This window comes from Mycoplasmatota bacterium (genome assembly GCA_018394295.1).
Classification (GTDB): Bacteria; Bacillota_I; Bacilli_A; order Haloplasmatales; family Haloplasmataceae; genus JAENYC01.
In genome coordinates this window covers 1-24,108 of sequence record CP074573.1, presented here as the reverse complement: position 1 = coordinate 24,108, position 24,108 = coordinate 1, and the positions used below count along the sequence as shown (strand labels likewise).

General features: G+C 27.7%; 22 protein-coding genes and 3 pseudogenes. 6 read left to right on the top strand and 19 right to left on the bottom strand.

Features of this window, described 5'->3' with window-relative positions; all coding sequences use genetic code 11:
• Window positions 1–16: 16 nt before the first annotated feature.
• From KHQ81_00125 to KHQ81_00100, 6 genes and pseudogenes are all read right to left on the bottom strand, one after another.
• Window positions 17–445 (bottom strand): hypothetical protein, encoded by a 429-nt coding sequence (locus KHQ81_00125; GenBank protein QVK18162.1) that lies wholly within the window; start codon window positions 443–445, stop codon window positions 17–19.
• Window positions 442–1,479: a hypothetical protein gene (locus tag KHQ81_00120; GenBank protein QVK18161.1), complete on the bottom strand. Its 1,038-nt coding sequence runs from the start codon at window positions 1,477–1,479 to the stop codon at window positions 442–444. The genes KHQ81_00125 and KHQ81_00120 overlap by 4 nt, the downstream gene beginning before the upstream one ends.
• Window positions 1,480–1,783: 304 nt before the next feature.
• Complete coding sequence (gene rlmD / locus KHQ81_00115; GenBank protein QVK18160.1) at window positions 1,784–3,145, bottom strand: 23S rRNA (uracil(1939)-C(5))-methyltransferase RlmD; 1,362 nt, start codon at window positions 3,143–3,145, stop codon at window positions 1,784–1,786.
• 13 nt (window positions 3,146–3,158) lie between these two features.
• Window positions 3,159–4,331, bottom strand: a pseudogene (locus KHQ81_00110) (glycosyltransferase).
• A gap of 353 nt (window positions 4,332–4,684) precedes the next feature.
• On the bottom strand, window positions 4,685–5,476 hold the full coding sequence (gene pdaA, locus KHQ81_00105) for a delta-lactam-biosynthetic de-N-acetylase (GenBank protein QVK19506.1): 792 nt from the start codon (window positions 5,474–5,476) through the stop codon (window positions 4,685–4,687).
• A gap of 11 nt (window positions 5,477–5,487) precedes the next feature.
• Entirely contained in the window at window positions 5,488–6,399 is a 912-nt protein-coding gene (locus KHQ81_00100) for a YihY/virulence factor BrkB family protein (protein QVK18159.1), read from the bottom strand.
• 93 nt (window positions 6,400–6,492) lie between these two features.
• On the opposite strand from KHQ81_00100, the gene KHQ81_00095 reads away from it, so the two are divergent.
• Window positions 6,493–6,771: a DUF3243 domain-containing protein gene (locus KHQ81_00095; GenBank protein QVK18158.1), complete on the top strand. Its 279-nt coding sequence runs from the start codon at window positions 6,493–6,495 to the stop codon at window positions 6,769–6,771.
• 38 nt (window positions 6,772–6,809) lie between these two features.
• Here the strand turns inward: KHQ81_00095 and KHQ81_00090 are convergent, their stop codons facing one another.
• A complete protein-coding gene (locus tag KHQ81_00090) occupies window positions 6,810–7,424 on the bottom strand; it encodes a lactate utilization protein (protein QVK18157.1) in 615 nt (204 codons plus the stop codon).
• A gap of 43 nt (window positions 7,425–7,467) precedes the next feature.
• Window positions 7,468–8,205 carry a hypothetical protein gene (locus KHQ81_00085; protein ID QVK18156.1) on the bottom strand — a complete coding sequence of 246 codons (738 nt, stop codon included), beginning with the start codon at window positions 8,203–8,205 and terminating at the stop codon, window positions 7,468–7,470.
• A gap of 130 nt (window positions 8,206–8,335) precedes the next feature.
• Between KHQ81_00085 and KHQ81_00080 the strand changes: the two genes are divergently transcribed.
• On the top strand, window positions 8,336–8,704 hold the full coding sequence (locus KHQ81_00080; protein QVK18155.1) for a single-stranded DNA-binding protein: 369 nt from the start codon (window positions 8,336–8,338) through the stop codon (window positions 8,702–8,704).
• A gap of 142 nt (window positions 8,705–8,846) precedes the next feature.
• Here KHQ81_00080 and KHQ81_00075 read toward each other — a convergent pair.
• From KHQ81_00075 to KHQ81_00060, 4 genes and pseudogenes are all read right to left on the bottom strand, one after another.
• A pseudogene (locus KHQ81_00075) lies at window positions 8,847–10,312 on the bottom strand (IS1182 family transposase).
• Window positions 10,313–10,469: 157 nt separating this feature from the next.
• A complete protein-coding gene (locus tag KHQ81_00070; protein QVK18154.1) occupies window positions 10,470–11,291 on the bottom strand; it encodes a hypothetical protein in 822 nt (273 codons plus the stop codon).
• An 842-nt stretch (window positions 11,292–12,133) separates the two neighbouring features.
• On the bottom strand, window positions 12,134–12,472 hold the full coding sequence (locus KHQ81_00065) for a DUF4375 domain-containing protein (GenBank protein ID QVK18153.1): 339 nt from the start codon (window positions 12,470–12,472) through the stop codon (window positions 12,134–12,136).
• Between the two features lie 321 nt (window positions 12,473–12,793).
• Window positions 12,794–13,399 (bottom strand): hypothetical protein, encoded by a 606-nt coding sequence (locus KHQ81_00060; protein ID QVK18152.1) that lies wholly within the window; start codon window positions 13,397–13,399, stop codon window positions 12,794–12,796.
• Between the two features lie 543 nt (window positions 13,400–13,942).
• Between KHQ81_00060 and KHQ81_00055 the strand changes: the two genes are divergently transcribed.
• The 3 genes and pseudogenes from KHQ81_00055 (at window position 13,943) to KHQ81_00045 (ending at window position 16,243) form a co-directional block, all read left to right on the top strand.
• Window positions 13,943–14,260, top strand: coding sequence for an IS66 family insertion sequence element accessory protein TnpB (locus KHQ81_00055; GenBank protein QVK18151.1), 318 nt, complete (start codon window positions 13,943–13,945; stop codon window positions 14,258–14,260).
• Window positions 14,257–14,610, top strand: a complete 354-nt coding sequence (gene tnpB, locus KHQ81_00050; protein ID QVK18150.1) for an IS66 family insertion sequence element accessory protein TnpB — start codon at window positions 14,257–14,259, stop codon at window positions 14,608–14,610. The genes KHQ81_00055 and tnpB overlap by 4 nt, the downstream gene beginning before the upstream one ends.
• Window positions 14,611–14,687: 77 nt before the next feature.
• Window positions 14,688–16,243: pseudogene (locus KHQ81_00045) on the top strand (IS66 family transposase).
• A gap of 124 nt (window positions 16,244–16,367) precedes the next feature.
• On the opposite strand, the gene KHQ81_00040 reads toward KHQ81_00045, so the two are convergent.
• From KHQ81_00040 to KHQ81_00030, 3 genes are all read right to left on the bottom strand, one after another.
• Window positions 16,368–17,678: an ISL3 family transposase gene (locus tag KHQ81_00040; protein ID QVK19505.1), complete on the bottom strand. Its 1,311-nt coding sequence runs from the start codon at window positions 17,676–17,678 to the stop codon at window positions 16,368–16,370.
• On the bottom strand, window positions 17,665–18,111 hold the full coding sequence (locus KHQ81_00035; protein QVK18149.1) for a transposase family protein: 447 nt from the start codon (window positions 18,109–18,111) through the stop codon (window positions 17,665–17,667). Before KHQ81_00035 ends, KHQ81_00040 begins: the two co-directional genes overlap by 14 nt.
• A 302-nt stretch (window positions 18,112–18,413) precedes the next feature.
• Complete coding sequence (locus KHQ81_00030; protein QVK18148.1) at window positions 18,414–18,938, bottom strand: hypothetical protein; 525 nt, start codon at window positions 18,936–18,938, stop codon at window positions 18,414–18,416.
• A 126-nt stretch (window positions 18,939–19,064) separates the two neighbouring features.
• Between KHQ81_00030 and KHQ81_00025 the strand changes: the two genes are divergently transcribed.
• Entirely contained in the window at window positions 19,065–20,030 is a 966-nt protein-coding gene (locus tag KHQ81_00025; protein ID QVK18147.1) for a hypothetical protein, read from the top strand.
• A 169-nt stretch (window positions 20,031–20,199) separates the two neighbouring features.
• Here the strand turns inward: KHQ81_00025 and KHQ81_00020 are convergent, their stop codons facing one another.
• The 4 genes from KHQ81_00020 to KHQ81_00005 all read right to left on the bottom strand — a co-directional run bounded on the left by KHQ81_00020 (window position 20,200) and on the right by KHQ81_00005 (window position 23,911).
• Window positions 20,200–21,627: a DDE-type integrase/transposase/recombinase gene (locus tag KHQ81_00020; GenBank protein ID QVK18146.1), complete on the bottom strand. Its 1,428-nt coding sequence runs from the start codon at window positions 21,625–21,627 to the stop codon at window positions 20,200–20,202.
• Window positions 21,628–22,446: 819 nt separating this feature from the next.
• Window positions 22,447–22,875, bottom strand: a complete 429-nt coding sequence (locus KHQ81_00015) for a hypothetical protein (protein ID QVK18145.1) — start codon at window positions 22,873–22,875, stop codon at window positions 22,447–22,449.
• Between the two features lie 110 nt (window positions 22,876–22,985).
• Window positions 22,986–23,390, bottom strand: a complete 405-nt coding sequence (locus KHQ81_00010) for a hypothetical protein (GenBank protein QVK18144.1) — start codon at window positions 23,388–23,390, stop codon at window positions 22,986–22,988.
• A gap of 131 nt (window positions 23,391–23,521) precedes the next feature.
• Window positions 23,522–23,911, bottom strand: coding sequence for a hypothetical protein (locus KHQ81_00005; protein QVK18143.1), 390 nt, complete (start codon window positions 23,909–23,911; stop codon window positions 23,522–23,524).
• Window positions 23,912–24,108 lie beyond the last annotated feature (197 nt).

Below are 24,108 nucleotides of genomic sequence, written 5' to 3'. Positions count from 1 at the left end.
TTCTACTTTCTAAATTTTATTTCATTTCTTCCAATTCAAGATTCCATGCAATGATTTCAATTACATTATCATATAATGGTAAAAGAAAATGCCTTGCTTTGTCCATAAAATCAGCACTCGGATCAGATTTTTTTAATATTGCTTTTAACTCTTTAATCCATTTAGAGTCTTCAACTTCCATAATAAATTTACGAAAGACAGAATGAGATTCGCCATCTACAAAACAGGCATCATCAAAGTCTCCACCCTTAAAGAAATTGAGATTTGCGCAATCCATTGTTGTTATTTTTAATGCTTGATACACCTTAAAAACAATTTTCCATCGTTTCTCATTAACATCATCCAATAATATACAACTTTCTTGTTTTCCACTTTCATCAAGAATAATAGTTTCCAACGGCACAGTGTTTATTTGAAAATCTTTATAAACTATCTTTGTTTTCATTGATATCTACATCCTCCTCTTACCACTATATCTATTCCGTCACCAGTCCATTCATGGGTCATACTACTTCTACTTGCCCATTCCACAGGAACACTTTTAATACTGGCAGTTTTATAAGCAAACAGTCTTCGATTATACATTGAGTAAATATATCCGTCATTTTCAAATACTCTTAATGCTGGAATATCATCAGGCGAAACTGTTCCTGCTTTTAGTGAATCAATTAAATTGTCAATACTCTGACCAGGATGACTGGTTTTCTTGCCAAATGTATTACCGATAGAATCTTGTGTATATCTAATATCGCTTGGGTCTAAGTAACAAGCATTATGAACAAGTATTCCTTCACTACCAACATAATAAGTATGATAATCTTCTACCTCAAAATTATATGTTGTTTCTGGTGTTTCAAGATGTTCAACATCTAATGATTTTATTGTAGCATAAGTCCCATTTACTAACAATACTTGCATACCCGATTTTAAATCTTTAGCTGCTACCCAATTTCCATTTACATTTTCTTTACCTTCAAATTTAACTACTGGAGTATCATCCGTAGCATTAAGTATATAAAATGGATGTTCAGGTGTACATACTATTTCTTCAATTGGTTTATCTCCATCTTCTGTTTTAACTAGTGTACCTTCAATAAAACATTCACTTGCACAATTGACATTTGGTAGTTCGTGTTTACTACCAGCTTTAACAAATGCCACACCTTTGCTAAATCCTACTATGCCCAAAAACAAAACTGAATCTATAGCTACACTCAGAGCCCATTCATGATTTATATAACTTGAAAAACCACGTCCAAACCCATATCCTTGCCTATAGGATTGGTATCCAGATATAGCCGCACTTATACCGAGCATTACTCCACCAGTTATGAGTATTTTTGAAAATAATGCAAGAAGCCCTAATTCAGGTATCCCCCCAGTTGCCGTAACAAATCCTGTTGGAACAACCACAGCTGCTTTTCCACCATCTTTTAATGAACTAAATACATGTTGTAAGAATGTTTCATAAATAGGCATTTATTCTTATTTTTTTAGGAATTTTAGGTAATCCTGCAAAAAATCTATTAAATCTATCTGTTTTTAGCTTTTCTATCATATCACTAAAATCAGTTTTAAAAGGGGGATTTGAGATATATAATCAAAAGTCTGCAATTCATCACCATTTTTATGTTCTGATTTAGTTAATGTATTACCTTAATTATAGTTATTGAATCGCTAGTACGACCCCCATAATAAAAAAGTCCCCCATACTCTCAGTATGAGGGAACATAATTACAACTTTAAATAAACACCTTATATTTAAAAAACCTTATATATAACACTATTTCCTTACTAGCAATACCACACTCTCGATGTGTGACGTTTGTGGAAACATATCAACTGGTTGTATAGATTTTATATGATATACTTTTCTTAATTCATTTAAGTCTTTTGCTAAAGTAGATGGATTACATGAAATATAGATTACCTTTTTGGTTTTTACTTTACGTAAAACACCTAGTAATTTATCATCAATTCCTGTTCTTGGTGGGTCCATGATTAAAATATCTGGTTTAAACCCTTCTTCAATCCATTTTGGAATTATTTTTTCTGATTCACCTGCTTCAAAACGGGTATTTTTTAATTCATTTAATGCGGCATTATTTTTGGCATCATTGATTGCTTGCGTTGTTTTATCAACACCACGAACTTCTTCTACATCATTTGCTAGATAAATACCAATCGTTCCTGCTCCACAATAAGCATCAATGATTTTATCTGTTTTCTTAAAGGCAATTGTATTTTTTACAACATCATATAAGACTTTTGTTTGTTCTGTATTTAGCTGATAAAAAGATTGTGGTGATAAAATAAACTTAGATTCACCAATTTTAGCCTCAATTGTTTTTCTACCAGTAATATGAATATATTCTTTTCCATAAATTTCAAAGGTTCTTACTTCAGGATTAATATTAACGTAAAAAGAAGTAACCTCAGGTATTTCTTGCATTAAATCATGAGCTATTTTACTCATATATTGTAAATCTTTTTCCTTTAATACAAGAACCACTTGACACTGTTTGGTATTTTCAATATAGCGAACTGATATATATCTTAAAATACCACTTTTAAAACGACGATTAAATACCATAATATGATATTTAATTAAAAGTTGTTTAATTGTATTAACAACTTTATTTACCATCTCATCTTGAATGATACATTTATTAATATGAACCAAACGATTAGAATTCGCTTCGTATAATCCTGTAACGACTTTGTCTCCATCAAAAGCAACTGGCATTTGGGCTTTATTACGATAATTATAAGGATTATCCATTCCAATTGTATCTTTAATATTAATATTTAAATTTTCATAATTCGGTAAATAACGTTCTAATGCTTGAATAACAATATCTTTTTTCATTTTTAATTGTTCTTTATAATCTAAATGTTGAAGTTGACAACCACCACATCTTCCAAAATAGGGACATGGTGCATCCACACGATTTTCTGAACGTTTTATAATTTTAATTGTTTTTCCTTCTAAATAATTACGGTGCTCTTTCGTAAATTGACAAATAACCTTTTCATTAGGAAGTGCACCATCAACAAAAACTGCTTTGCGTTTATAATAACCGATTCCTTCACCATTGATTCCTAGTCGTTTTATTGTAAGTAATGTCTGAAAATTATCTTTCATTTGCTTCACCTCATCAATATTGTTTGCTTGCTTTTATTATTTCACAATACATTTCATAAACTTCATCGATAATTTCTTCATAATTAGTGGCTAATGTTTCTTGTGCAGTTAACCCTACCTTTTCTTTATTTCGATCATTTAATGCTGATATAATACGTTGAGCATAAGATAAACTATTATTATCAGATAAATATCCATTGTAATTATCTTTAATCACTTCTGAAACATTGGTACCCTTTAATACTAAAGAAGGACAACGAAAACTAGCTGCTTCTCTAATAACAATACCTGATGTATCATAAACAGATGGAAATAAAAACAAATTCGCTCGATTATAGTATTTCTTTAATTGATCTCTATCATTTATTTCCCCAACAAATACAACATATCGGTTTAATTTATTCTCTTCTACTAGTTTAATCATTTCTTCACGAGCATATCCGTCTCCAATAAAAAACATTTTAAATTTTTGTCTTAGTTTTTTTAGATTCGCTAATGCTTCTATTATTAATTTAATATTTTTAGGCCAGATATGTTGCCCAACAAATAATAATACATTTGTATCTGATTCAATCTCATATAGATGATTGATATACTCTCTATCTTTAATTAAGTTCGTTTCATCATAAACAAAATCAGAACCGTTTTTAATTATTTCAACATCACCCTTATATCCATAAGATCTTAATGTATCTATCGTAGAATAATTGACTGTATAAACACGGTCTACTTGATTATAAAAATGGATAATTTTATTAACAAAATGTTTCGCCAAAAAATCAACTTTAAAAGACTCTTTAAAGTCCATATAAAATTTAGAATGGAATGTCGCAACAATTGGAATATTTCTTTCTTTTGCGATTTTCAAAGCGATTTTACCAGAGCTAAAAGGCGAATGAACATGGAGAATATCTAAATTTTGTTGTTTCAATTTTTCTTTTAATTGATTATCTAATTTAGGTAATCCTAACCGATAAGGTGGACGTTTGGGTATTGCGATTGATTTATATCGAATGACATCATATGATTTATCATCCACATAATCAGGATAATTTGGTGCAACAACTATTGTTTTTCCGTATTTCTTATTTAGTAAGTCAGCATAATTTGTCACAATCGTACTAACGCCATCTAAGATAGGTAAATATGACTCACTAAATTGCCCTGTGTTAACTCTCATCTATATCGCCTCCATTCCACAATATCATTAAGTATAAAAGGAGCCGAAAAAGCCCCCAGATTATAACTTAAGCAAAAATAAAATTATTTAACTTGACTTCCCCATCTATTTCATATTATATGAATTGATTATTCCATAAACAAATCGTTTTATCTATAATTATTATACCATTATTTGTAAATTAATTGTATTTATTTGATTAATATTCTTAGTTTATGACTTAATTAATATCTATTATATTATTATACTATAATATTTATTTTAATTAAATATATATTGAATATTTTTTATCTTTTTCTTAATTTAAAAAATATTATTTAAACAAAAAGATATGGACAAAATCCATACCTTTTTGGGTTTTAAAAACCATTTACATATAATGTTTTAGGCATAAATAACGACGTAATAGGTACGAAATCATAACCTTGCTTTCTTAAATCAATGATGATTTTCTCTAAAGCTTCTGCGTTATCTTTTGATACTGGATGCATCAAGATAATCGCGCCAGGATGAATTCTATTCATCACTTGATTATAAGCATACTTCCATCCATGTTGTCTATCTATTTCCCAATCTCTATATGCTAATGACCAGAATATATTACAATAACCTAATTCATCGGCTATTTTAAGTGATTTTTCACTAAATGTGCCTGATGGTGGTCGCATAATTTTCATTAGCTTTTTGTTAGTGATTTCAGTATAACGATCTTCGAATTTTTTTAATTGTTCAGCATACTGCTCTTTACTTAATTTTGTTAAGTCTGGATGTGACCAAGTATGATTACCAATATAATGTCCTTCTTTGACCATCCGTTTGACTAACTCTTCTTCTTTATTCAAGTAATCCCCTACAAGAAAAAATGTAGCACTTACCTTTTGTTTTTTCAAGACATCAAGAATTTGCGAAGTATATCCATTTTCGTAGCCTGCATCGAAAGTTAAATAAATTCTTTTTGAAGTTGTTTTATCAATGTAAAACGCATTATGTCTTGAAATAATAGACTCATATAACTGTCCTACATCTGGTTTTTCTCCATTTCTTCCGGGTTTCATACCCCATCCATAAGTTGTAGTATTCGCACTAACAATTTGATTTAGAAATAGACTAATAACAAGTGATAAGAAAAATACACCGATTGTTTTTTTGATTTTTATCGTCATCAATATTCACTCCCTCCGGTGTATTCATTAATATTTTTGGTTGTTTCATTCATTTCATAAGTGGTAATTTTAGCCCTATTTATCACAATTCCAATAATTAGTACATAACTTAATAAATAAATCCAAGTAACAAATACAATTACTGATGCAAATGTTTTATAAACCGTTTGATAATTAACAAATTGGTCTGTATAAATTTTAAAACCGAATGAAACAAGTATCCAACCAAAGGTGACAAATAATGCCCCTTGAATTACATCTTTCACTCTTTGTCTAATATCAGGAATAGAATACATCATAAAAGTTACAATCGAACTAATAATCATGATACTTAAAACTAAATTTATATAATTAAACAAATATGAAATCACAGTAAAGTTAACTATATATATTTCTAAAAACTTATATAAATAATTATTAAATACAGTAATCATTGATAAAAAGAAAATTAGTAAAATTAATAGAATGGTATTAATCATAGCAATAATACGATCTTTTATATAATGTGGTCTTGCTTTGACATCATAAATTAATAAATAACTTGTATAAAAAGATAAATAAATTTGTGAAGCAACAAATAATAAAATAATATTTGTGATTGTTAAAATACTAATATGACCACTATTATGCCCAATTAATTTATCTAAAACCGTATAAACATGACTAGGTAAAACATCTTTTAAAGTACTTAATACCTCACGATTATTATTAACTGTTAAGTATACAACCTCAAATATTAATGTGATAATAGGGATAAAGCATAATAAAATAAAAAACGCAATATATGGTGCTAATAATCGCACTTCTTTTTCCCCTAAGATATTAAAAACCTCTCTTATAAATTTCGTTTTCCTAGGATATTTATTTTTTATTTTATTTACAATTTTATTTTTTTTAACAAATTTAAACATACACATTCACCTAATACTATTTTTTTATTATTTTCTAAATTAATACTCATAACTTTTTTTAAAATTCTAAAAATAGTATTAGGAGGTTATTAAATGGATATAGGAAATGTTGAAACAATAAAAGATTTTGACAAATGGAAAAGTACTCTTCATAAGGTAATCCATTTTTCAGAAAAATTGAATCTATCAGAAGATACAATTACTGATATTGGTAAAAAAGTTGGTGACTTTTTAATGAACAATGTCGAGACAGAAAATAAAGAACAAAAACTATTAAAACAACTATGGGAAGTGGGAACACAAGAAGAAAGACATTCCCTTACTCATATGCTTATTAAAATGATTGAAAAAGAACATCACGGTATTCAATAATAAACATGTTAAAAAAAGCTCGTTAATTAACGAGTTTTTTAATAACCTAAATTATCATTTACAATCAATACAAATATTCGATTGGGAATTGAATTTTTGATTAACACATAATCCCTACATATCTTTTCTTTACTATCACAATGAGAACATACACCTGTTTTAACACATGGTGTTTTTTTATTTATACGTCTAGCATTTAATGGTGCTGAAAATTTTTCAACACGTTTAATTGCTTCTTCAACATTTCTAACAATTTTATTTACACCTACAATCACTAACACCTTATCTGGGCCATAAATCATCGCTGCACAACGATTACCTCTTCCATCAACATTATATAAATAGCCATCTTCTGTAATCGCATTAGAACTGGTTAAATATACATCAGAAAAAAAAGAATTTCGAAAGATTTCTTTTAAAGCTAAACTAGATAATCCCTCCTCATAACGATCAAAAAACATAATGTCTCTATTTCTTAAATAATCAATAATTCCTAGTTCAAATAAAGTGATTGAACCTCCAACAGAAACCTTATCTTTATCTCTAATAAACCTATCAAGATAATTTAAGACATCTTCCTTATTATCAATAAATATACTATGAATATTATTTTTTTCTAAGTTTTTTATTGTCTTTTCTATATTTTTATTCATCTGCTTTTAACTCCCTTATAAAACACCCTAAATCTCATTAACTTTACTTACAATAATTAATTAAAAAATACAACACTAATAAATGCACAGGATAAAATAAATAGAATAAGTATTTTAAACGATATCCTCTTTTATGATTATAGTAATAGATAAAGATTAGTGATAATACAGAAAATATTTGAATAATACCCATTATATCAAAATGATAAAGTGAATCATAGATTAATATAAAATTAATAAAAAATATACTCATCACTATTTTAATAAAATGTCCACGGAAATAATAAAAACAAAAAATCATAAGAATACCCGCAAAACTATAATCAGTCCTTAAAATAATTGATAATATGCCACATAAAAATAAAGTGATATATCCTATATAAATACTTTTATCTTTGAATAAATTGAATAAATAAATCGCAATAAGTCCAATTGTTAGTGTGAAAAAGACGTTTTGATAATCAAACGAAAAAAGAGTATGATTATATACTAAGTCAAATGGTATTTCTGAAATTAACGCAAATATAAACAATCTTGTAAGATAACGATTAAAATTTTTGGTATAATAAAAACCTTCTGCGATTAGGAATGCGAAAATTGGAAATGCTAATCTACCAATTAATCTCATGAAAACATATATAGAATATTGATACCCAGGTAATTGAAAATAGTGTGCATTAGCCAATATTTTATATAAATTTGATGCAGCTATATGATCGATTAACATCAAACTAATCGCGATAATTTTTAAACTTGAACTACTAAAATATTTCCGTGACATTATTATCACCCTCACTTGTTTTATTATAAACTAATTTAACACTTTTTTTGTGAAAAAAAGGGAAAAATATGAAACTTAATCGTAATAATATATGCAGTATTAATAAAATAATAAAAATGAGGTGGATATGATGTTAAATCAAGTGATTATCGTGGGACGTTTAGTAAAAGATCCTGAAGTTAAAACAACTAGTGATGAAAAAAAAGTGTCTCACATTACTCTTGCAGTAAATAGAAGTTACAAAAATAATGAAACAGGTAAATATGATACTGATTTTATTTATTGTACATTATGGGAAGGAGTCGCTCAAGCAACAGCTAATCATTGTAAAAAAGGGAGTATTATCGGTATAAAAGGACGACTTATTACTAAGTCAATAGAAATAGATACCAATAAAAAAATAAATTATCCTGATTTAATCGCTGAAAGGGTAACTTTTATCAGCAGTGGAAAAGATCATTCACAAAAAGAACTAGGAAATAATTTACAATCCAATTGATATAAAAAAATAGAATGAAATTTCGAGGGTGCTGAAAATCTAGTCTATTTTCAGATAACTAATATTAAATAAAAAAAGTTAGAAATGATTTAACTTCATTTTCTAACTTTTTTATTGTTTCTATTAAAGAATGAGATATATTCTATCCCATTAGTGTTACAATTCTTTTCAAGTTTACTGCGAATATTGTCATTGTTGATTGTATCTGCATACCTAAAAGGCCATGGGATTGACATCTTTTATATCCATGACTATTTTTCAATTCAGAATTTTTAGCTTCTATCTTATACCTTTCTTTTGCTAATTCTTTGAATTCTTTACTTTCTTGAAATTTTTCATGTTCTGCATGAACATTATCCTTCTTTAATGTAACTGTATAAGATCTACTATCTTGTCCTTCTTTATATCCACATTCTTCTTTAAATGGACACGTTTTACATTTTTCTACATCAAAATAATGCGTTTCTCGCAATGGAGTTCCTTCTATCTCATGTTTCTTTTTACCATGTAGTGCAACTCTAACTCCCATATGACCTGCTTTACATACATATCTTTTCGCATCTTTATTATATTCAAAATCCTCACATTTTCTTTTATTTCCTTTAGATACTGTTTTACTCAATTTTGAAACTAATTTAAATTCATTTTTTTCGCATATTCTATTAGTTCTTTTTCTGAATACGCTCCATCCCCTATAAAAGCATCAACTTCAATTCCATTTTCTTTTGATTTCACATATAATTCTCTTGCTTGCTTTCCATCGTGTTTATCTCCACTTGTCACAACTGCCGCTGTGATAATTCGTTCTGGCACCATCGCGATATGTGTTTTATATCCAAAGAATGATGTATTAGCTGATTTATGTCCTACTTTTGCATCCTTTTCTACCATTGAATTTATTTCTTCAATATTATCATTTACTATTTCTTCTAATAAGTTTGTTTTTAATCTAATATTTTCTCTGATTAGTAAATTTTCATCATTTCTAATTAATTCAACTAATTCATTACAGTATTTTATATGATCGTCTATATTCTTTGATATTGGCTTTTCAGGCATCTTATCTTTATAACTTTCATCAGTCTTATATACTACTTTTCGTAAATTTTTTGATTTCTCTTCTAAGATTTCAAGTGGTGATTTATAATTAAACATACTATTTGTATGTGTTGAGTCTACTATTATTTGTTTTGATTTTATTAATCCTAAGTTTAGTGCTAGCTCTACTGTTTTTGAAATTAGTTTATCTAATAATTCTCCATCTTTTAATCGTAACTTTCTAAACTTTGTTAAACTTGTTGGATGGATAATATCTGTTTCTTCTGGAGCTATTTCTAAAAAATACTTATATGCCATATTTAATTGTGCTTGCTCAACTAAATCTCGGTCAGACATTGGATACATTACTTTTAATAATAATAATTTAAACATAAAAATAGGACATTTCGCTGTCGCTCCATTATCCTTTGTATATTTATCTTTTAATTCTTCATAAACAAATTCAAAATCCACTAATTCTTTAAATTTTCTTAATATATGATTCTTTAGAACCACAATATCATACAACTTACTGTATGGACTTAAGACAAGTTCTTTATTAGGTAGCATACTATCACCAATTTCAAATTATTTTCTACCTTCATTATATCATTTTTCACTTTCTTTTCGTTGTATTTATATGAAAAAAGGAAGAGTAATTAATATACTCTTCCCAATTCATAATTTGATGAGACTTTTTCAGCAGCCTCGAAATTTCATTCTATTTTTATTTGGTCATTTGATTGATATATGTTGTATCTTTACTAACATTGTTTAAATTACTAAATTGAAATGAATAACCACTTATAGGATTTAATATATCCCAATCTAGGTTGTGTATATTTAAGTAATCATTAAATGCTTTAGTTAAAAAATCTGTCATATCATACGAAATAGAAACAAATTCTTCAGTTGTATGATTTAATACGATTGTTTCAGTTATCTCAATATCCAATAAATCTGTATTAGTTGAAGTATCACTAATATAAAATTCAAGAAGTTGGTCAAATAATATCTGATCTTCTGACTCTATGTCATTTAATGTAAATTTCGTTTCATAAGTTACGATTTTTTCATCATTTACCGATTTTTCTTCTATCTTTTCTACTGTTTCAGGTATTCTTTTTAAAGTGATATTTAATTCATTATTTACATGATTTTTCTCAAATTCTTTTTTTGTTTGTGTATTCTCGGCAACGTAACCATTAACCTTAGTATACATTTTATAGTTTTCACCATCTTGTAAAACTAAGACATGAGAATCTACTTTTCCAACATTACTAATATTTTGTGTAATTAATCCTTTATAATAGTAAGGATCACTTATCACATCGGATGTTGTTTTTAGTGATGTTCTTACAGTCTTTGAATTAATTTCAAAGTTATAATATGAATTTTCATGTAATGTATAGCTGTCACTATCATTTATTTTTTCTACAGCTTTACTAAATAGTTCATTGAAAATCTCATATTCTGTTTTTTCTTTACTACTACATGCAGTTAGTAAAGATAATGCTACGAATGCTACCAAAAATAGCTTACATTTCATAAATATTCCTCCTAAATCATAATATATTAATTATATAATGTAAGCGTGTAATTGTAAATATAACTGTAGTAACTTCTTGATAAAAATGACAAATTTCTACAGATTCAGATAATAATTAATGATTGATAATAGTTATCTATAAATATAAAAACATAGATACAATAATTTAAAATGGTGGTTCGGGGCAGAATCGAATTGCCGACACAAGGATTTTCGCTCCAAAATTGAGATTACAAAGACTTCTAATTATTATTTATCCGGTATATATTTTTCTACTACAAAAGGAGAGACCTGAGCATATTTTAATTTCTTTCTTTTAATATTGTTCTTTTTAGAATATATATGCATTGTACTCCCCCTAAGTAAATGGTGACATACATTTCCTACAAATATTATAAGAAAGGGTGAAGATTTAGATATACTAAGATTATTATTAGGTAACAATACCTTAAGAACAACTCAAAAGTATTTACACCTAAGTAAACATGTTATTGTTAGTATTTACAATGGTGAAAGGTAAGGCAATTTGATAAAGTTCAATAACAAAGAGCGATTAATATGATATCGCTCTTTTTGATGTTATATTGTATTGGGACAATAGATTGTTCCTATATGGTTGCATAAAGACAGATTATGTTATAACGCTTAGAACCCGAAAGAAGTTCCATTACTTATTATATATGCAATTAGCTTTTGTTCAAAGTTCACTTCTACATCGCTGAATTCATTGTTTTATTTATCAAAGAGTTCTTCTTCATATAACTTAGAAAAATTTTCAACTGTTCCATCATCATGTCCTTCAATAATATCTGTATTTTGATTGTAAATATTAAGAGATTCTGCTAGTAGTTAAAAATATCTTCAGTTCCAATATCTATAAATCCGTGTAAAGCTGTTTCTATATCTCTTGCTGTTGAGTTAACGTATAGTTGTTCAAATCCCCCATTTAATACTTCATCCATAATAGCACAACAAGAATAAACATATTGACAAGATTTAGGCAATTTTTTAATTACCTCATATTCATCAGACCAATCCTTTTTAAACATCCCTCTCATCCAGTATATTACCGCTTCTCTTAACTCATAATCAGGTATTGAAGCTACCTCACTTTTTCTAAGTTTCTTATATTCTGCTTCTTTCTTAGCTATTTCCTTCATGATATCATCAAATGTAATCATAGTTCCCCCCTAAATTTTAAGATAATATTTATAATTACATTATACTTAAAAAATGTATAATAAAATAGTATTTAATATTAACAATCAAAAATGTCACAATAATGTTCACTTCACAGTGAAAGACTTGATTTGAGGACAAATTGCTTTACATCCTATTAATAGGTGTTATAGCCTAACTTTTGATCAATAACATGTGTAGCAAGTTGACCTATGTTATAACAACAAAAAAACCATTGCCTATAATGAGCGACTAAGTCTGTGATGTTAGACTAGATTACAGTTGCAATGGTTTACTTGAAATAATATAAATGCTGAACTTTACTATGACTGGAAAATATTGATTTTATTTAAATAGTATTTTTCAGTTTTATCTTTTAGTTCTTTATCAAAATTAGTATTATTAATTATATATTTATACAGTAAATCTAATTTCTTGATATCATCTGGAGTTAAATAGTGGCTACCTACTACCCAATCCATTAAATACTCATTAACACCTATTTCACCTAGAAGTTCTTCAAATTCAATAACTGTAGCATGTTTACTTTTATAATATATATTACCATTAGTAAAATATCTTACAATTAATGTTTGGTATGCTTCTATATATTCCTTTCCTAAAATAAGTAACCATTTATCACCAATATCTGAGTGCGCTAATTCTGAAGTAGCAATATTATATTTAATTAAATATAAAATTAATTCATCTGTTATTGATTCAATATCAAGTGAAAAAATTATCGATTCCCAAAACATACTTTCATACTTATTTTTGTGTAAAAGTTTAACAGCATGCTCAATAGATGAATTATCAATTTTAACTCTTTGCTGTTCTTCAATTAATTCTAAGTTTTTAGTTAAAATAGCTATGGCATCATTTACATTCCTATTATTTAAATTGTTAAATATCTCTCTTACAACATTCATGTATATACTCCTTATTTCTTTTACTTTTATTAAAATTATTAAAATCCGTTAGTAAATTTCCTTTTGTTCTAAAATTATCACTAGATTGTATCTATAATTATATATCTCAAGTATTCAGTATCATTTGCTTTGAATATTCTATATAAAAATTCATATTGATTAGAATCGAATAAATTTTTATTAATGATCAATGAACTTTTGTTGGTTTTCTGTTAAATCACATGATTTAATATCATAACATTATTTTGAAACTATCTTATTAATCTCTGCACATACTGAATTCAATGAACTTTCATATAACTTGAATTTATCAGATTGTTGATCAAGGTTAAAAGTTTGTGAAGTGAAGGAGATACTTGGAAAACAAAAAGGTCAAATTGACTTATCATTTATTAAAATATAACCTCCATTTTTAGAAAACAGTTGAAGAAAGATTAATAAGGCGCTGTTATAAAAAATGTAAGCGTACAATATAGCACACATTTAATTTATGAAAATAATATGAGATAATCCTCTTAGCTAATATGTTAGGAGGATTTTATAATGAATTATAATAAGTTAAGATCTGAATGGAAAGAAAGAATTGAAGAATATCAAAAAAGTGGATTATCAAAATCAAAATGGTGTAGGGAAAATGGGTATAAATTACATCAACTTCTATATTGGATTAAAAAGAATAATCAAAATGAAAATCAAGCACAAGAAATTAATTGGATACCCATTCCTGTTAATCATGAAATGGTTGAAATGAATGAAGAAAAATGTATAACGATTAAAATAGGAAAATGTAATATAAAGGTTGAACCAGGGTTCAACGGGAATCATTTAAAAGATGTGGTAAAGGTGTTATCAGAATTATGATTAGCCTCAAGGACGTAAAAACAGTTTATTTCGCGACAGGATATACTGATTTAAGAAAATCAATTGATGGACTATCTCTTATTGTAAAAAAACAGTTTGATTTAGATCCATTTTCAAATAACTTATTTGTTTTCTGTAATAAAAGTAGACAAATTTTAAAAATTTTACATTGGGATTATAATGGGTTTTGGATATATAAAAAACGATTAGAAAGTGGTAAATTTAATTGGCCTAAAAGTGAACAGGAGATTACAAGTGCGACTTTAAAAGAATTTTATTGGTTTTTAGATGGTTATGAAATACGTAATGGAAAGGCCTTTAAAGAGGTTAAGCAAAGGGGAATTGTATAGTCCCCTTTTCTTTATATAATTAGACTTTTTTCTAATTTTATGGTAAAATAAAGTATCAAAAAAAGGTGAGAAAAGCAATGAAAAAAGTAGACTTAAATAAACTAACTAAAGAAGAATTAATTGAATATATCTCATCACAAGATTCTGAAATAGTAGAACTTCAAAATAAAGTGAAAAATTATGAAGAGTTCTTTAAATTATATCAACAAAAGCGTTTTGGATCTTCTAGCGAGAAAATTGATCCTAATCAACAAAGTCTAGAATTATTTAATGAAGCTGAAAAGGAATCAAATTTAAATCGCGAAGAACCTAAACTTGAAAAAATTACCTATACTAGAAATAAAAAAGGACGAAAAAAAGTACTGATTATTTAAAAACTCTTCCTGTTGAAGAAATACATTATTATCCTGAAGAAAAAGATTGTCCACAATGTGGTTTTCTACTTCATGAAATGAGTACTGAAGAAAGAACTGAAATTGTAGTTATTCCGCCTAAAGTAAAAATCAAGAAACATATCCGTCATATAGTATCCTGTCGATTATGTGAGAAAAGTGAAATTAGAACGCCTATAATAAAAGCTAATATGCCTTATCCTGCAATACCAGGAAGCTTAGCTTCATCATCTTTAATTGCGTATATAATGGATCAAAAATATACAAATGGGTTACCTCTTTACAGACAAGAGAAACAATTTGAAAGATTGGGAATATTTTTACCGCGACAAAATCTTTCTAACTGGGTAATTAAAGGTGCTGCTTGGTTGGAAATCTTATATAATCGTATGCATAAATTATTACTTCAAAAAGATATCCTACATGCAGATGAGACAACTACCCAAGTATTGAAGGAAAACGGGAGAGAAGCAAAATCAAAGTCCTACATGTGGCTTTATCGAACAGGTTCAGAGGGGAAAGCAATTGTTTTATATGATTATCAGACGACAAGAGCAGGTAAACATCCCGAAGAGTTTCTTGAAGGATTTAAAGGATATCTTCAGGTGGATGCATATACTGGATATCATAATATTCCTAATGTAATACTTGTTGGGTGCTGGGCACATGCGAGGAGAGGATTTGCCGAAATAGTAAAAGCTCTATCGAGTGATGATGTGTCCATTGCGAAAGAGGGATTAACTTTCTGTAATCAGTTATACTCAATTGAGCATAAAATAATGGACTTAACACCTGAAGAAAAGTATGAAATAAGAAATAATGACAGTCGAGAGATTTTGGATGATTTTTTAGTATGGCTTAAAAATCAAGCAGAAGAAATTTTACCTAATTGTAAACTTGGTAAAGCTATTAAATATTGTCTCAATCAATGGGATAATCTTGGAAGATACCTACTTGATGGAAGATTAGAAATTGATAATAATAGAGCTGAAAGATCAATTAAACCTTTCGTGATTGGAAGAAAAAACTGGTTATTCTCTAATACTCCTAAAGGAGCAAAATCAAGTGCCATCATATATAGTGTTATTGAAACCGCGAAGGAGAATAATATAAAACCAATTGAATATCTAACCTATTTATTTGATAGATTACCAAATGTAGATTTGAATGATGAACAAATTCTAGACACATTATTACCTTGGTCAGATGAACTACCTGAAAATTGTAAATTAAACACATAAGAAATCCTCATTTTAGTTAATGAGGATTTTTTATGTGTGTTATATTTGACGGTTCTTTCCAAAGTTATTGAATTTATAGTAAAAATTAATAGTAGACTTTATTTGCCTACTTTACTTAAATCTATCATTTTAATGATTCCAATAATAATACTTTAGACCTCAGTAGATCAAATTTATTTCTGCCATACATAATCCTTTTTATAGATTTTAGTTTATTAACACTTCCTTCTGCTAGACCGTTATTATAACTATACTTTATGGCATTTTCTACGGCATCTTGGTCATTTTGTATACCATTAATGAAACTATCAATTTCCTGAATTTCAGATTCTCTTGCCCGTTTAATCCATTTACTTAAACTGTCTTCTGTATCTTCAAGTAACAAAAGTCTGAATTCTTTTAGTCTTTCAAAGAGTACTTTTATGTCTGGATATTTTTTGAAAAATTCATTCAATTGATTCTCCGTGATCCCTTTTACCTTTTCAAGTGGTTTATATAATAATTTATTGATCAAACGTTTGTCTAAAAATTCTGTAGGTTCTTTTGTAGATGAGGTGTCTTTAGCTAAACGCTTTTCTTTTGAGATAAAAAATCTCAATCCATCTACAGTTCCTGTGTATCCTTTTTCCCTTATATGTTCTGTAATCTTCTTATATGTTATCCCATTAGCACGCATATCAATAACTTCATCTCTAAATGGCATTAATTTACCATTTCGGCCTGTTCCATATTGTCCGTGCACAGGATTGAATTCACCTTTGAGATAAGTATCAATGCTTGTAGTGCTATATCCTGTTTTCTTTGATATGTCTCTTTTTGTATACCCTTTATTCCATAATTCTAGCACCTTATTTCTTTTCTGTTCCACTTTCGAAATGGCGTTGATGTGCTCTTTTCCACGTACAGTTATTTTCTCTTTAGGTATATCTTCTTCCTTCATTTTTATATATTTAGCAACTGTTGTTGGTGAAACACCTAACTTATTTCCAATCGTATCATAGCTATTTCCTTCCTTTGCATATAAACGCCTGGCTTCAATAATTTTTTCTCTACGGCTTAAACCACAAAGATAATCATAACGTTTCTTTCCATCTTGTGATATGAGTGGTATTTCAATGCGACCTGTAATTATTCGTTTCATATACTTTGATATGGATTTCACTAAATTTTTAACTAAATGAAAACGATCACTTACCTGAGTGGCTTTAGGATGAGCGTCTGCAATAGCCGAGCGATAAGTTGTTGAGCCGTCACGTGAGACGAGTTTAATATTTGGAAACGTAGTAAGCCATTCCGTAACTTTCATACTATCTCTTGATTCTAATAAGTCTATAATACATTTAGTTTCAATATCTACCATAATTGTTCCATATGATTTTCTCTTTTTTATCGCAAAGTCATCTATACAGACATATTTAACTTCACTCTTGTTTATGACTAGAGTTTTTTTTTAGGTAATTACAAATTGAGCTTTTCTTGATTTCAACGGTCGTATCTGAAAGGTATTTTGCCGCCGATATAGAACTTTGTGTCAAAGAAACTCGTATAATTTCATCAATTAATCTTTTCGTTTTCTTGCCTTTTTGATCAATAAAACCAAAGCTTTCTGAGAATGTATACTTCTTACAATTTGGATTTGTACAGAACATATTTTTATTTTTTAGTGCAATAACAACTTTTTTCCCCTGTAATGGCAAGTCCTGAAAGCTTTTATTGTATCTAGAATGTACTTTTGTACTTTCCTCTCCGCATAGAGGACATGGGAGTGACTCCTTATTTGATTTTACATTAATGTATAAAGTATCATCAATTAACTCATGTGATATGTAATCAAGACTTTCGTCAAGCATTTTAATTATTTCGTCCATAAGGTACCTCCACTTTTGATACCTTTATTATAACATATTTTTACATAAAATTCCAATAACTTTGGAAAGAACCTATTTGACGCTTACGATGAACTACCTGAAAATTGTAAATTAAACACATAAGAAAAATCCTCATTTTAGTTAATGAGGATTTTTTATGTGTGTTATATTTGACGCTTACTAAAAAATTGTTGATAACATTAGAATAAAATTAAAGAGAATCTAAAATCCTTAAAAAACCATAACATAATTAATCCAACTAATAAAGATAGAGTATTTGCAACTATTGTATAAATAATTATTTATTTCTTATCTTCGTTATTAAAGAAAAGTAAATACACAATACCTTCAGTTATATAAATTATAATTTCAGATATAAGTAAAAATCTTAAATAATTTATACTACTAAGTGAGTAACTTGCATACATCAAAGCTTTAGAAATAGCATTAACTAATATTACAAAAGCAGTAAACTTTCTTTTGAATTTCATAAAAAATGCAGTAAAATACTCTATTAAAATAGATACTAGAAAATACTTAAAGTATGCAATCGGAGATAAAACCAGCACAAGTATAAAACCTATTACACCAAGATCTCTTGTATGTGTATCTTTTACAAATTCATTATCCTCTTGATTATAAGTTATTCTCCCGTATATATTTGTGTATAACTCATTCTTAATATTAAAATTCATTTTTTCAGATAGTGCTACAGTTTTACCTTCTTTATCAAATGCAATCACCTTAAAGTCTGTTATTAAATTACGATGTTTATCTGTGCAAAAATCATATGGATAAAATGAATAATTCGATTCAAAATACCCCACATAATTATTTTTTACATAAGCACTGTAATAATATGGTATAATTGTTGTTGAGTTTATGGGATTTGAGTAAGATTAGTGAAAGTATTAAATGAATACTATTTTTAGAATAATAGGGGGGATATTAAAATGTTTTTTACTCAACAAATTGACTATTTTACAAAGCAGTATTTAGAAACCTATGAAACACAACCAAAGGAAATAAAAAAGAAATTAGATATATTATCTAAGAAGTTGAATCTATTAGATAAGGGTTTGTTTTTTAAAGGTTACGATGGTGAAATAAGAGAAGGTGATATTTTTGTAGTTCAGGTTCAGAAAGGATGTTATATTTATGGTAAAGTACTAAGTACTTCTGTAAATATAATGGACAAGGATAACCAAAGAAAACCTGATTATGTTATTCTTTTTTATAAGATTGCAACTAATGATGTTAAAATGCCTGATAAACCACTAGACTTAAATAATTTGTTGATGCGACCATACTTAACAATAGGTTATTTCTTCAACTCTGGTTTTGCGAAAGTTATTGGTAACATTCCTCTATCAGAAGAAGAAAGAAATTTTGATATTGGCTTTTTATATGGATGTTCTGTAACTTCTAGTAAATTTGATGAAGAAACTAAGGAAATGAAAACAACTAAAAAAGAAATTAAGGATTATTGCAATATAGAAGGAGATAAAATTAACTATGTACCCAAGTACTATGGATCTACTAAATCAGAAGGTTTGGGTATTATCTATGATATTGCAAGAGCATTAATTATGAATCCTGATGTTTTAGATGATGGATATGTAATTGAAGAAAAAAAGAAATTGAAAAGAAAGAAAAAAACAATCAAAATTAATAAAGAAATTTCAAGTATAGAAGAAATAGTAAATTTAATGAAAGAATTTCATGAATTCAATGAAACATTGAATCGAAACATAAAGAAAAATATTGAGTCTTTTAGATTATGTTCATATGAATTTGACTTTAATGCTAGAGCGTGGAAGACAAAAGAAGACTTTTTAAAAATAGTAAAAGAATATGTAGTTGAATTAAATAATCTGAATGAAGATTCTGATTATCAATTAATAGAAACAAATGGGTAGTGTCAAATAAATTATGAAAACACATAAAAACTCTATAATCAAAAATAAAAAGAACTGAATTTGTAGTGTGTTGGACTACAATACTCAGTTTAATCGTACTATGCATTTTATGTAAATAAAAAAAAGCATATTCAAATACGCTTAAATAGAGATACTCCTTAGTTAAGAATTAGTTTATATAAGAGTAACTCATATCTATTAGAGAAAGCCATTTGCTTGGCATATGAGGTAAATCATCAAACTCTTCTAATTTAACAGGTGGGTTATAACCTAACGATTTATGTGGTCTTAGAAAGTTAAAAAACGTTGTAAACAAGACCATATAAGCATTAGCGCTCTTGATATTACCAAATCCGTTCATTTGGATATAATCGTCTTTGAAAGTTCTATTTAAACGCTCAGTTACTTGTTTAAATGGACGGTAATCCTTGTCTGTTTTCGTGTTATTAGTGAGTCCTATAACTTGAAATAAATCGAAATTTATGTTCATGCTTTTAAAGTATGACCATGCAACGTTGTAAATAGGATTACCATCCACAACTACTTTCAAATTCTTAGGTAGTTCAGTGTATTTTTTGAATGTTTGATATAGTGAAACGACTGCTGAAAAAGTATCACGTTTACTAAAAACTTGATAAGAAGTAATAATCTTTTTAATTTTATCTGAGAAGAAGAAGATATAATGCTTCTTCCCCTTAACCCTAACATATGTTTCATCCCCACAAAGGTCAGATGATAAATCATATGGGTAATTTTCAAGTAAGGGACGAATCATTGTAGAAACACTATTTGCATAATTCATCACGGTTTGATGGGAAATCTTAACTTGGTGAATATCATACATGATAGCTGCAGTTTTCCTACTCGACAAACCGTAGTTAACGTAATACGTTAAGATTAAGCCTAGAGTATGCTTAGAATGTCTGATATTGGCTAAATCAACCTTCATATTTAAATTAGACATAGAGTCACGTTCTAGGGAATCAAAGTTAATATCGAAAGCACGATAGTTATAATGAAGTTTAAATTTACCTGGTTTCTTTTTGAATTGTTTTAATTGATCTGGTGTTAATTTCTTTAATTTATCTAAATAGAAGGAACAATTCTTATGTCTACATTTATAAATAATATAACTATTACGGTCTTTAATTCTTTCAAGGTTCTTTGAACAATGAGGACATTTTAAAATAATCTTTTCAAGAAAATCATTATTCAAGGTAAATGTATGACTACATACCTTACAAAGTAACTGTTTTGATTTAATATTATTTTCATATATGTAATCATGAGGAGCACCACAAATAGGGCAATTTCCTTTGAAATCAAGTTTTGATGGATTTCTTCTAGAAACAGGTTTTAATTGCTTATTGTACTTTAAAAAATACACATTAAACAATTCTTGATAATCTAGCTTTTCAACCTTCTGAATAATAGGTTCACCATCAACAGTGAACTTCCTAAAAGGTTCATAATAAGTGCCAGATGACTTAGAACTATGTGTAGAAATAATGTGCGAATCTAGAAAAAGAATAAATTTATAAAGTAGTTTGTTTAAATACTTTAAAAATACTGAAAGAACTGATATAATTTTAACCATGATAGATACCCCCTGTATGGTTGGTTGTGGTGACTTAATTATATCAGGGGTATCTATCTTTTTGTATTTATATGATAAAAAAATATAACGAGCAACCTCCAAAATACAGGGGGGGATACTTATTATAGAATAAAAACAAAATATATATAAGGTTTTGTATTGGTTTTAAGAAAAACTTTTACACTACCAACAAATGAAAGAGAACTAATTTATGAATTTATCAATTTAACTGGAAACAATCTAGGATTTATCTTTGATTATGATATCACAGAAGAACATCGTAACTGGTAGTTAAATCTATCCTAAGAAGATAAGACTACTTAACTTATTGGAATAGAATTTAATATTACTCCCTTGGTTAATATAGAAACTAATTTTCTTGCAAAATTTTGATATAACATTGCCACTGCAACCAAGTACAATAGTAACGCTACTACTATTGACTCAGTTGCTCAAGAGTGGCAATGTTTTTTTATGTTGAAAGGTGAAAGGCATAATCAGTATCTACATTACAGAGAGGTCAAGGAGCTTCACACTTCATCAATAGGATGTGTAGGAAGTAGACCTAGTATATACAATAGAAAAACCATTGCAAGTAAATGAGCAACTGAGTCTGTGATATGAGACTTGATTTCAGTGGCAATGATTTTGAAATTTAAAGAGTATTAAAATTGATAACAATGTAGTTTTGTCCAGAACTTTTATCTCATTTAGGTTGGATAACTTATATTTAATATGAACAACTGCTTATTTCAGTTAATTGAAACCGAACTGACGGTTTTAGAGACCGAAAATACAGCGTTTTCCCTTTCAATGTATCTATTCTTTAATGATTAAAAATAATGTACTAAAAATTACAATAACAAACGCAAGTGCTAATCCAATATTCTTATAAAGATTTATATTTGTTAGTTCACTGATATGAACCCCCATATACATAGTAATAAATGAAAAAAACAAAATTAACACAAATGAAGTAATCGGTATCCATTGATCTGTTTTTTTAGGTTTTCTTTTCTTTTGATTTATATAAACATTTCTGTATATATATGAAACTAATGAACTCATAATTATAATTATAATAAAAATTATAATATCAATAACTTTGATTTGATAAAAAATACAAAGATACAAAAATAATATTAGATTCATAAAACTATAAGTTCCAAAGAATACACTTTCTATTTTTCCATCAAGTTGCTTAACACCATACTTATTATTAACCTTATCACCGTAAAATCCTTTCATCTAAATCATCTCCCTTTTAAACAAATATAAAATAACAAGATTTTTATATACTTGTGCAAAATCCTTTTTCTAATAAAACGGTTTTGGAGACCGAAAACGCTTAAATATCATTATAATTTATCCATGTACTTATATAATGCCATTGCTCTTTGTCTCTGTTCAGACCAAAACACATGATTTTTTAGTCCTTCATGAGTCCAAATATATTCATCAAACAAATCTCCGCCTCTAGACCTCAAATCAAACTCATCAGCAATTGTTTTAAATTCATCAGCAATCTTATCAGTAATTATGTTATCTTCTAACAGTACATTTACAAAGATGCTAAAATAATCCCAATACCATTCACTTGCAATATCATCTGATAAATTCCATAGTGCAAATTCTTCAATCATTGAGCATTGAACATCATATTCAGAACCTAAGAATATTAACATATCTTTTAAGAATTTTTTGCTATTCTCTATACTTGGCAATTCATTTTTTATTTTTCTTGCCCTAAAAAAATTAACCATTTAACCACCTACTCCTTACACTACATTATACTATAAAAAAGAAGCCTAAAAAAGACTTCATGTTGTATATATGGTTTTGGAGTCCGAATATGCAATTATTTATTCTAAAATCATTTATGTAAGATTTAATATTAACCGTGCCATGCATAATAAAAGCCTTGATTGATTACTCTTTTTATATTTTCACTATTCATCCATGGATAATTATTTTTAATATGAAATTCAGCTTCTTTTTTAATATAAGTTTCAATCTCTTTAAGATTATTTAAATTAATTAAATAATTTTTTTCTATTTGTCCAAAAATATCATTCCTTGCAGATTCTATATATTTAGATATTTTGGTAATATCATTACTATTAAGTTTGGGGAATTTTTTTATCGTTAATTCATTAATGGGTCTCATCCTTTTCCTCCCCCACTCAAGTGATTCATTAAATATTATATTTAATATCATTTCTTTATTCTCATCTGTTATCTTTCTAATATGTTTATTAAATTTCTCTTTAAAAAAATTAAACATCATTTCCCCTTTTCATACCAATAATATTCTTTTAATTCACTTCCATTATAATACTCAACATATAGTATACCATATTCTTCTATATCAATAAAAATACTTTCTATATATGATAGAAAAAGTTAAAATTATATTACTTAAATACTCACACCAAAGAAAAAACATTGTCACTGCAATCAAGTCCAATAGTATTACTGTTG

Excerpts from the sequence above, each read along its gene's own strand:
- KHQ81_00125 (QVK18162.1), bottom strand. The coding sequence starts at position 445 with ATGAAAACAAAGATAGTTTATAAAGATTTTCAAATAAACACTGTGCCG.
- KHQ81_00120 (QVK18161.1), bottom strand. The coding sequence starts at position 1,479 with ATGCCTATTTATGAAACATTCTTACAACATGTATTTAGTTCATTAAAA.
- rlmD (QVK18160.1), bottom strand. The coding sequence starts at position 3,145 with ATGAAAGATAATTTTCAGACATTACTTACAATAAAACGACTAGGAATC.
- KHQ81_00100 (QVK18159.1), bottom strand. The coding sequence starts at position 6,399 with ATGTTTAAATTTGTTAAAAAAAATAAAATTGTAAATAAAATAAAAAAT.
- KHQ81_00095 (QVK18158.1), top strand. The coding sequence starts at position 6,493 with ATGGATATAGGAAATGTTGAAACAATAAAAGATTTTGACAAATGGAAA.
- KHQ81_00090 (QVK18157.1), bottom strand. The coding sequence starts at position 7,424 with ATGAATAAAAATATAGAAAAGACAATAAAAAACTTAGAAAAAAATAAT.
- KHQ81_00085 (QVK18156.1), bottom strand. The coding sequence starts at position 8,205 with ATGTCACGGAAATATTTTAGTAGTTCAAGTTTAAAAATTATCGCGATT.
- KHQ81_00080 (QVK18155.1), top strand. The coding sequence starts at position 8,336 with ATGTTAAATCAAGTGATTATCGTGGGACGTTTAGTAAAAGATCCTGAA.
- KHQ81_00070 (QVK18154.1), bottom strand. The coding sequence starts at position 11,291 with ATGAAATGTAAGCTATTTTTGGTAGCATTCGTAGCATTATCTTTACTA.
- KHQ81_00065 (QVK18153.1), bottom strand. The coding sequence starts at position 12,472 with ATGATTACATTTGATGATATCATGAAGGAAATAGCTAAGAAAGAAGCA.
- KHQ81_00060 (QVK18152.1), bottom strand. The coding sequence starts at position 13,399 with ATGAATGTTGTAAGAGAGATATTTAACAATTTAAATAATAGGAATGTA.
- KHQ81_00055 (QVK18151.1), top strand. The coding sequence starts at position 13,943 with ATGAATTATAATAAGTTAAGATCTGAATGGAAAGAAAGAATTGAAGAA.
- tnpB (QVK18150.1), top strand. The coding sequence starts at position 14,257 with ATGATTAGCCTCAAGGACGTAAAAACAGTTTATTTCGCGACAGGATAT.
- KHQ81_00035 (QVK18149.1), bottom strand. The coding sequence starts at position 18,111 with ATGGACGAAATAATTAAAATGCTTGACGAAAGTCTTGATTACATATCA.
- KHQ81_00025 (QVK18147.1), top strand. The coding sequence starts at position 19,065 with ATGTTTTTTACTCAACAAATTGACTATTTTACAAAGCAGTATTTAGAA.
- KHQ81_00020 (QVK18146.1), bottom strand. The coding sequence starts at position 21,627 with ATGGTTAAAATTATATCAGTTCTTTCAGTATTTTTAAAGTATTTAAAC.
- KHQ81_00015 (QVK18145.1), bottom strand. The coding sequence starts at position 22,875 with ATGAAAGGATTTTACGGTGATAAGGTTAATAATAAGTATGGTGTTAAG.
- KHQ81_00010 (QVK18144.1), bottom strand. The coding sequence starts at position 23,390 with ATGGTTAATTTTTTTAGGGCAAGAAAAATAAAAAATGAATTGCCAAGT.
- KHQ81_00005 (QVK18143.1), bottom strand. The coding sequence starts at position 23,911 with ATGTTTAATTTTTTTAAAGAGAAATTTAATAAACATATTAGAAAGATA.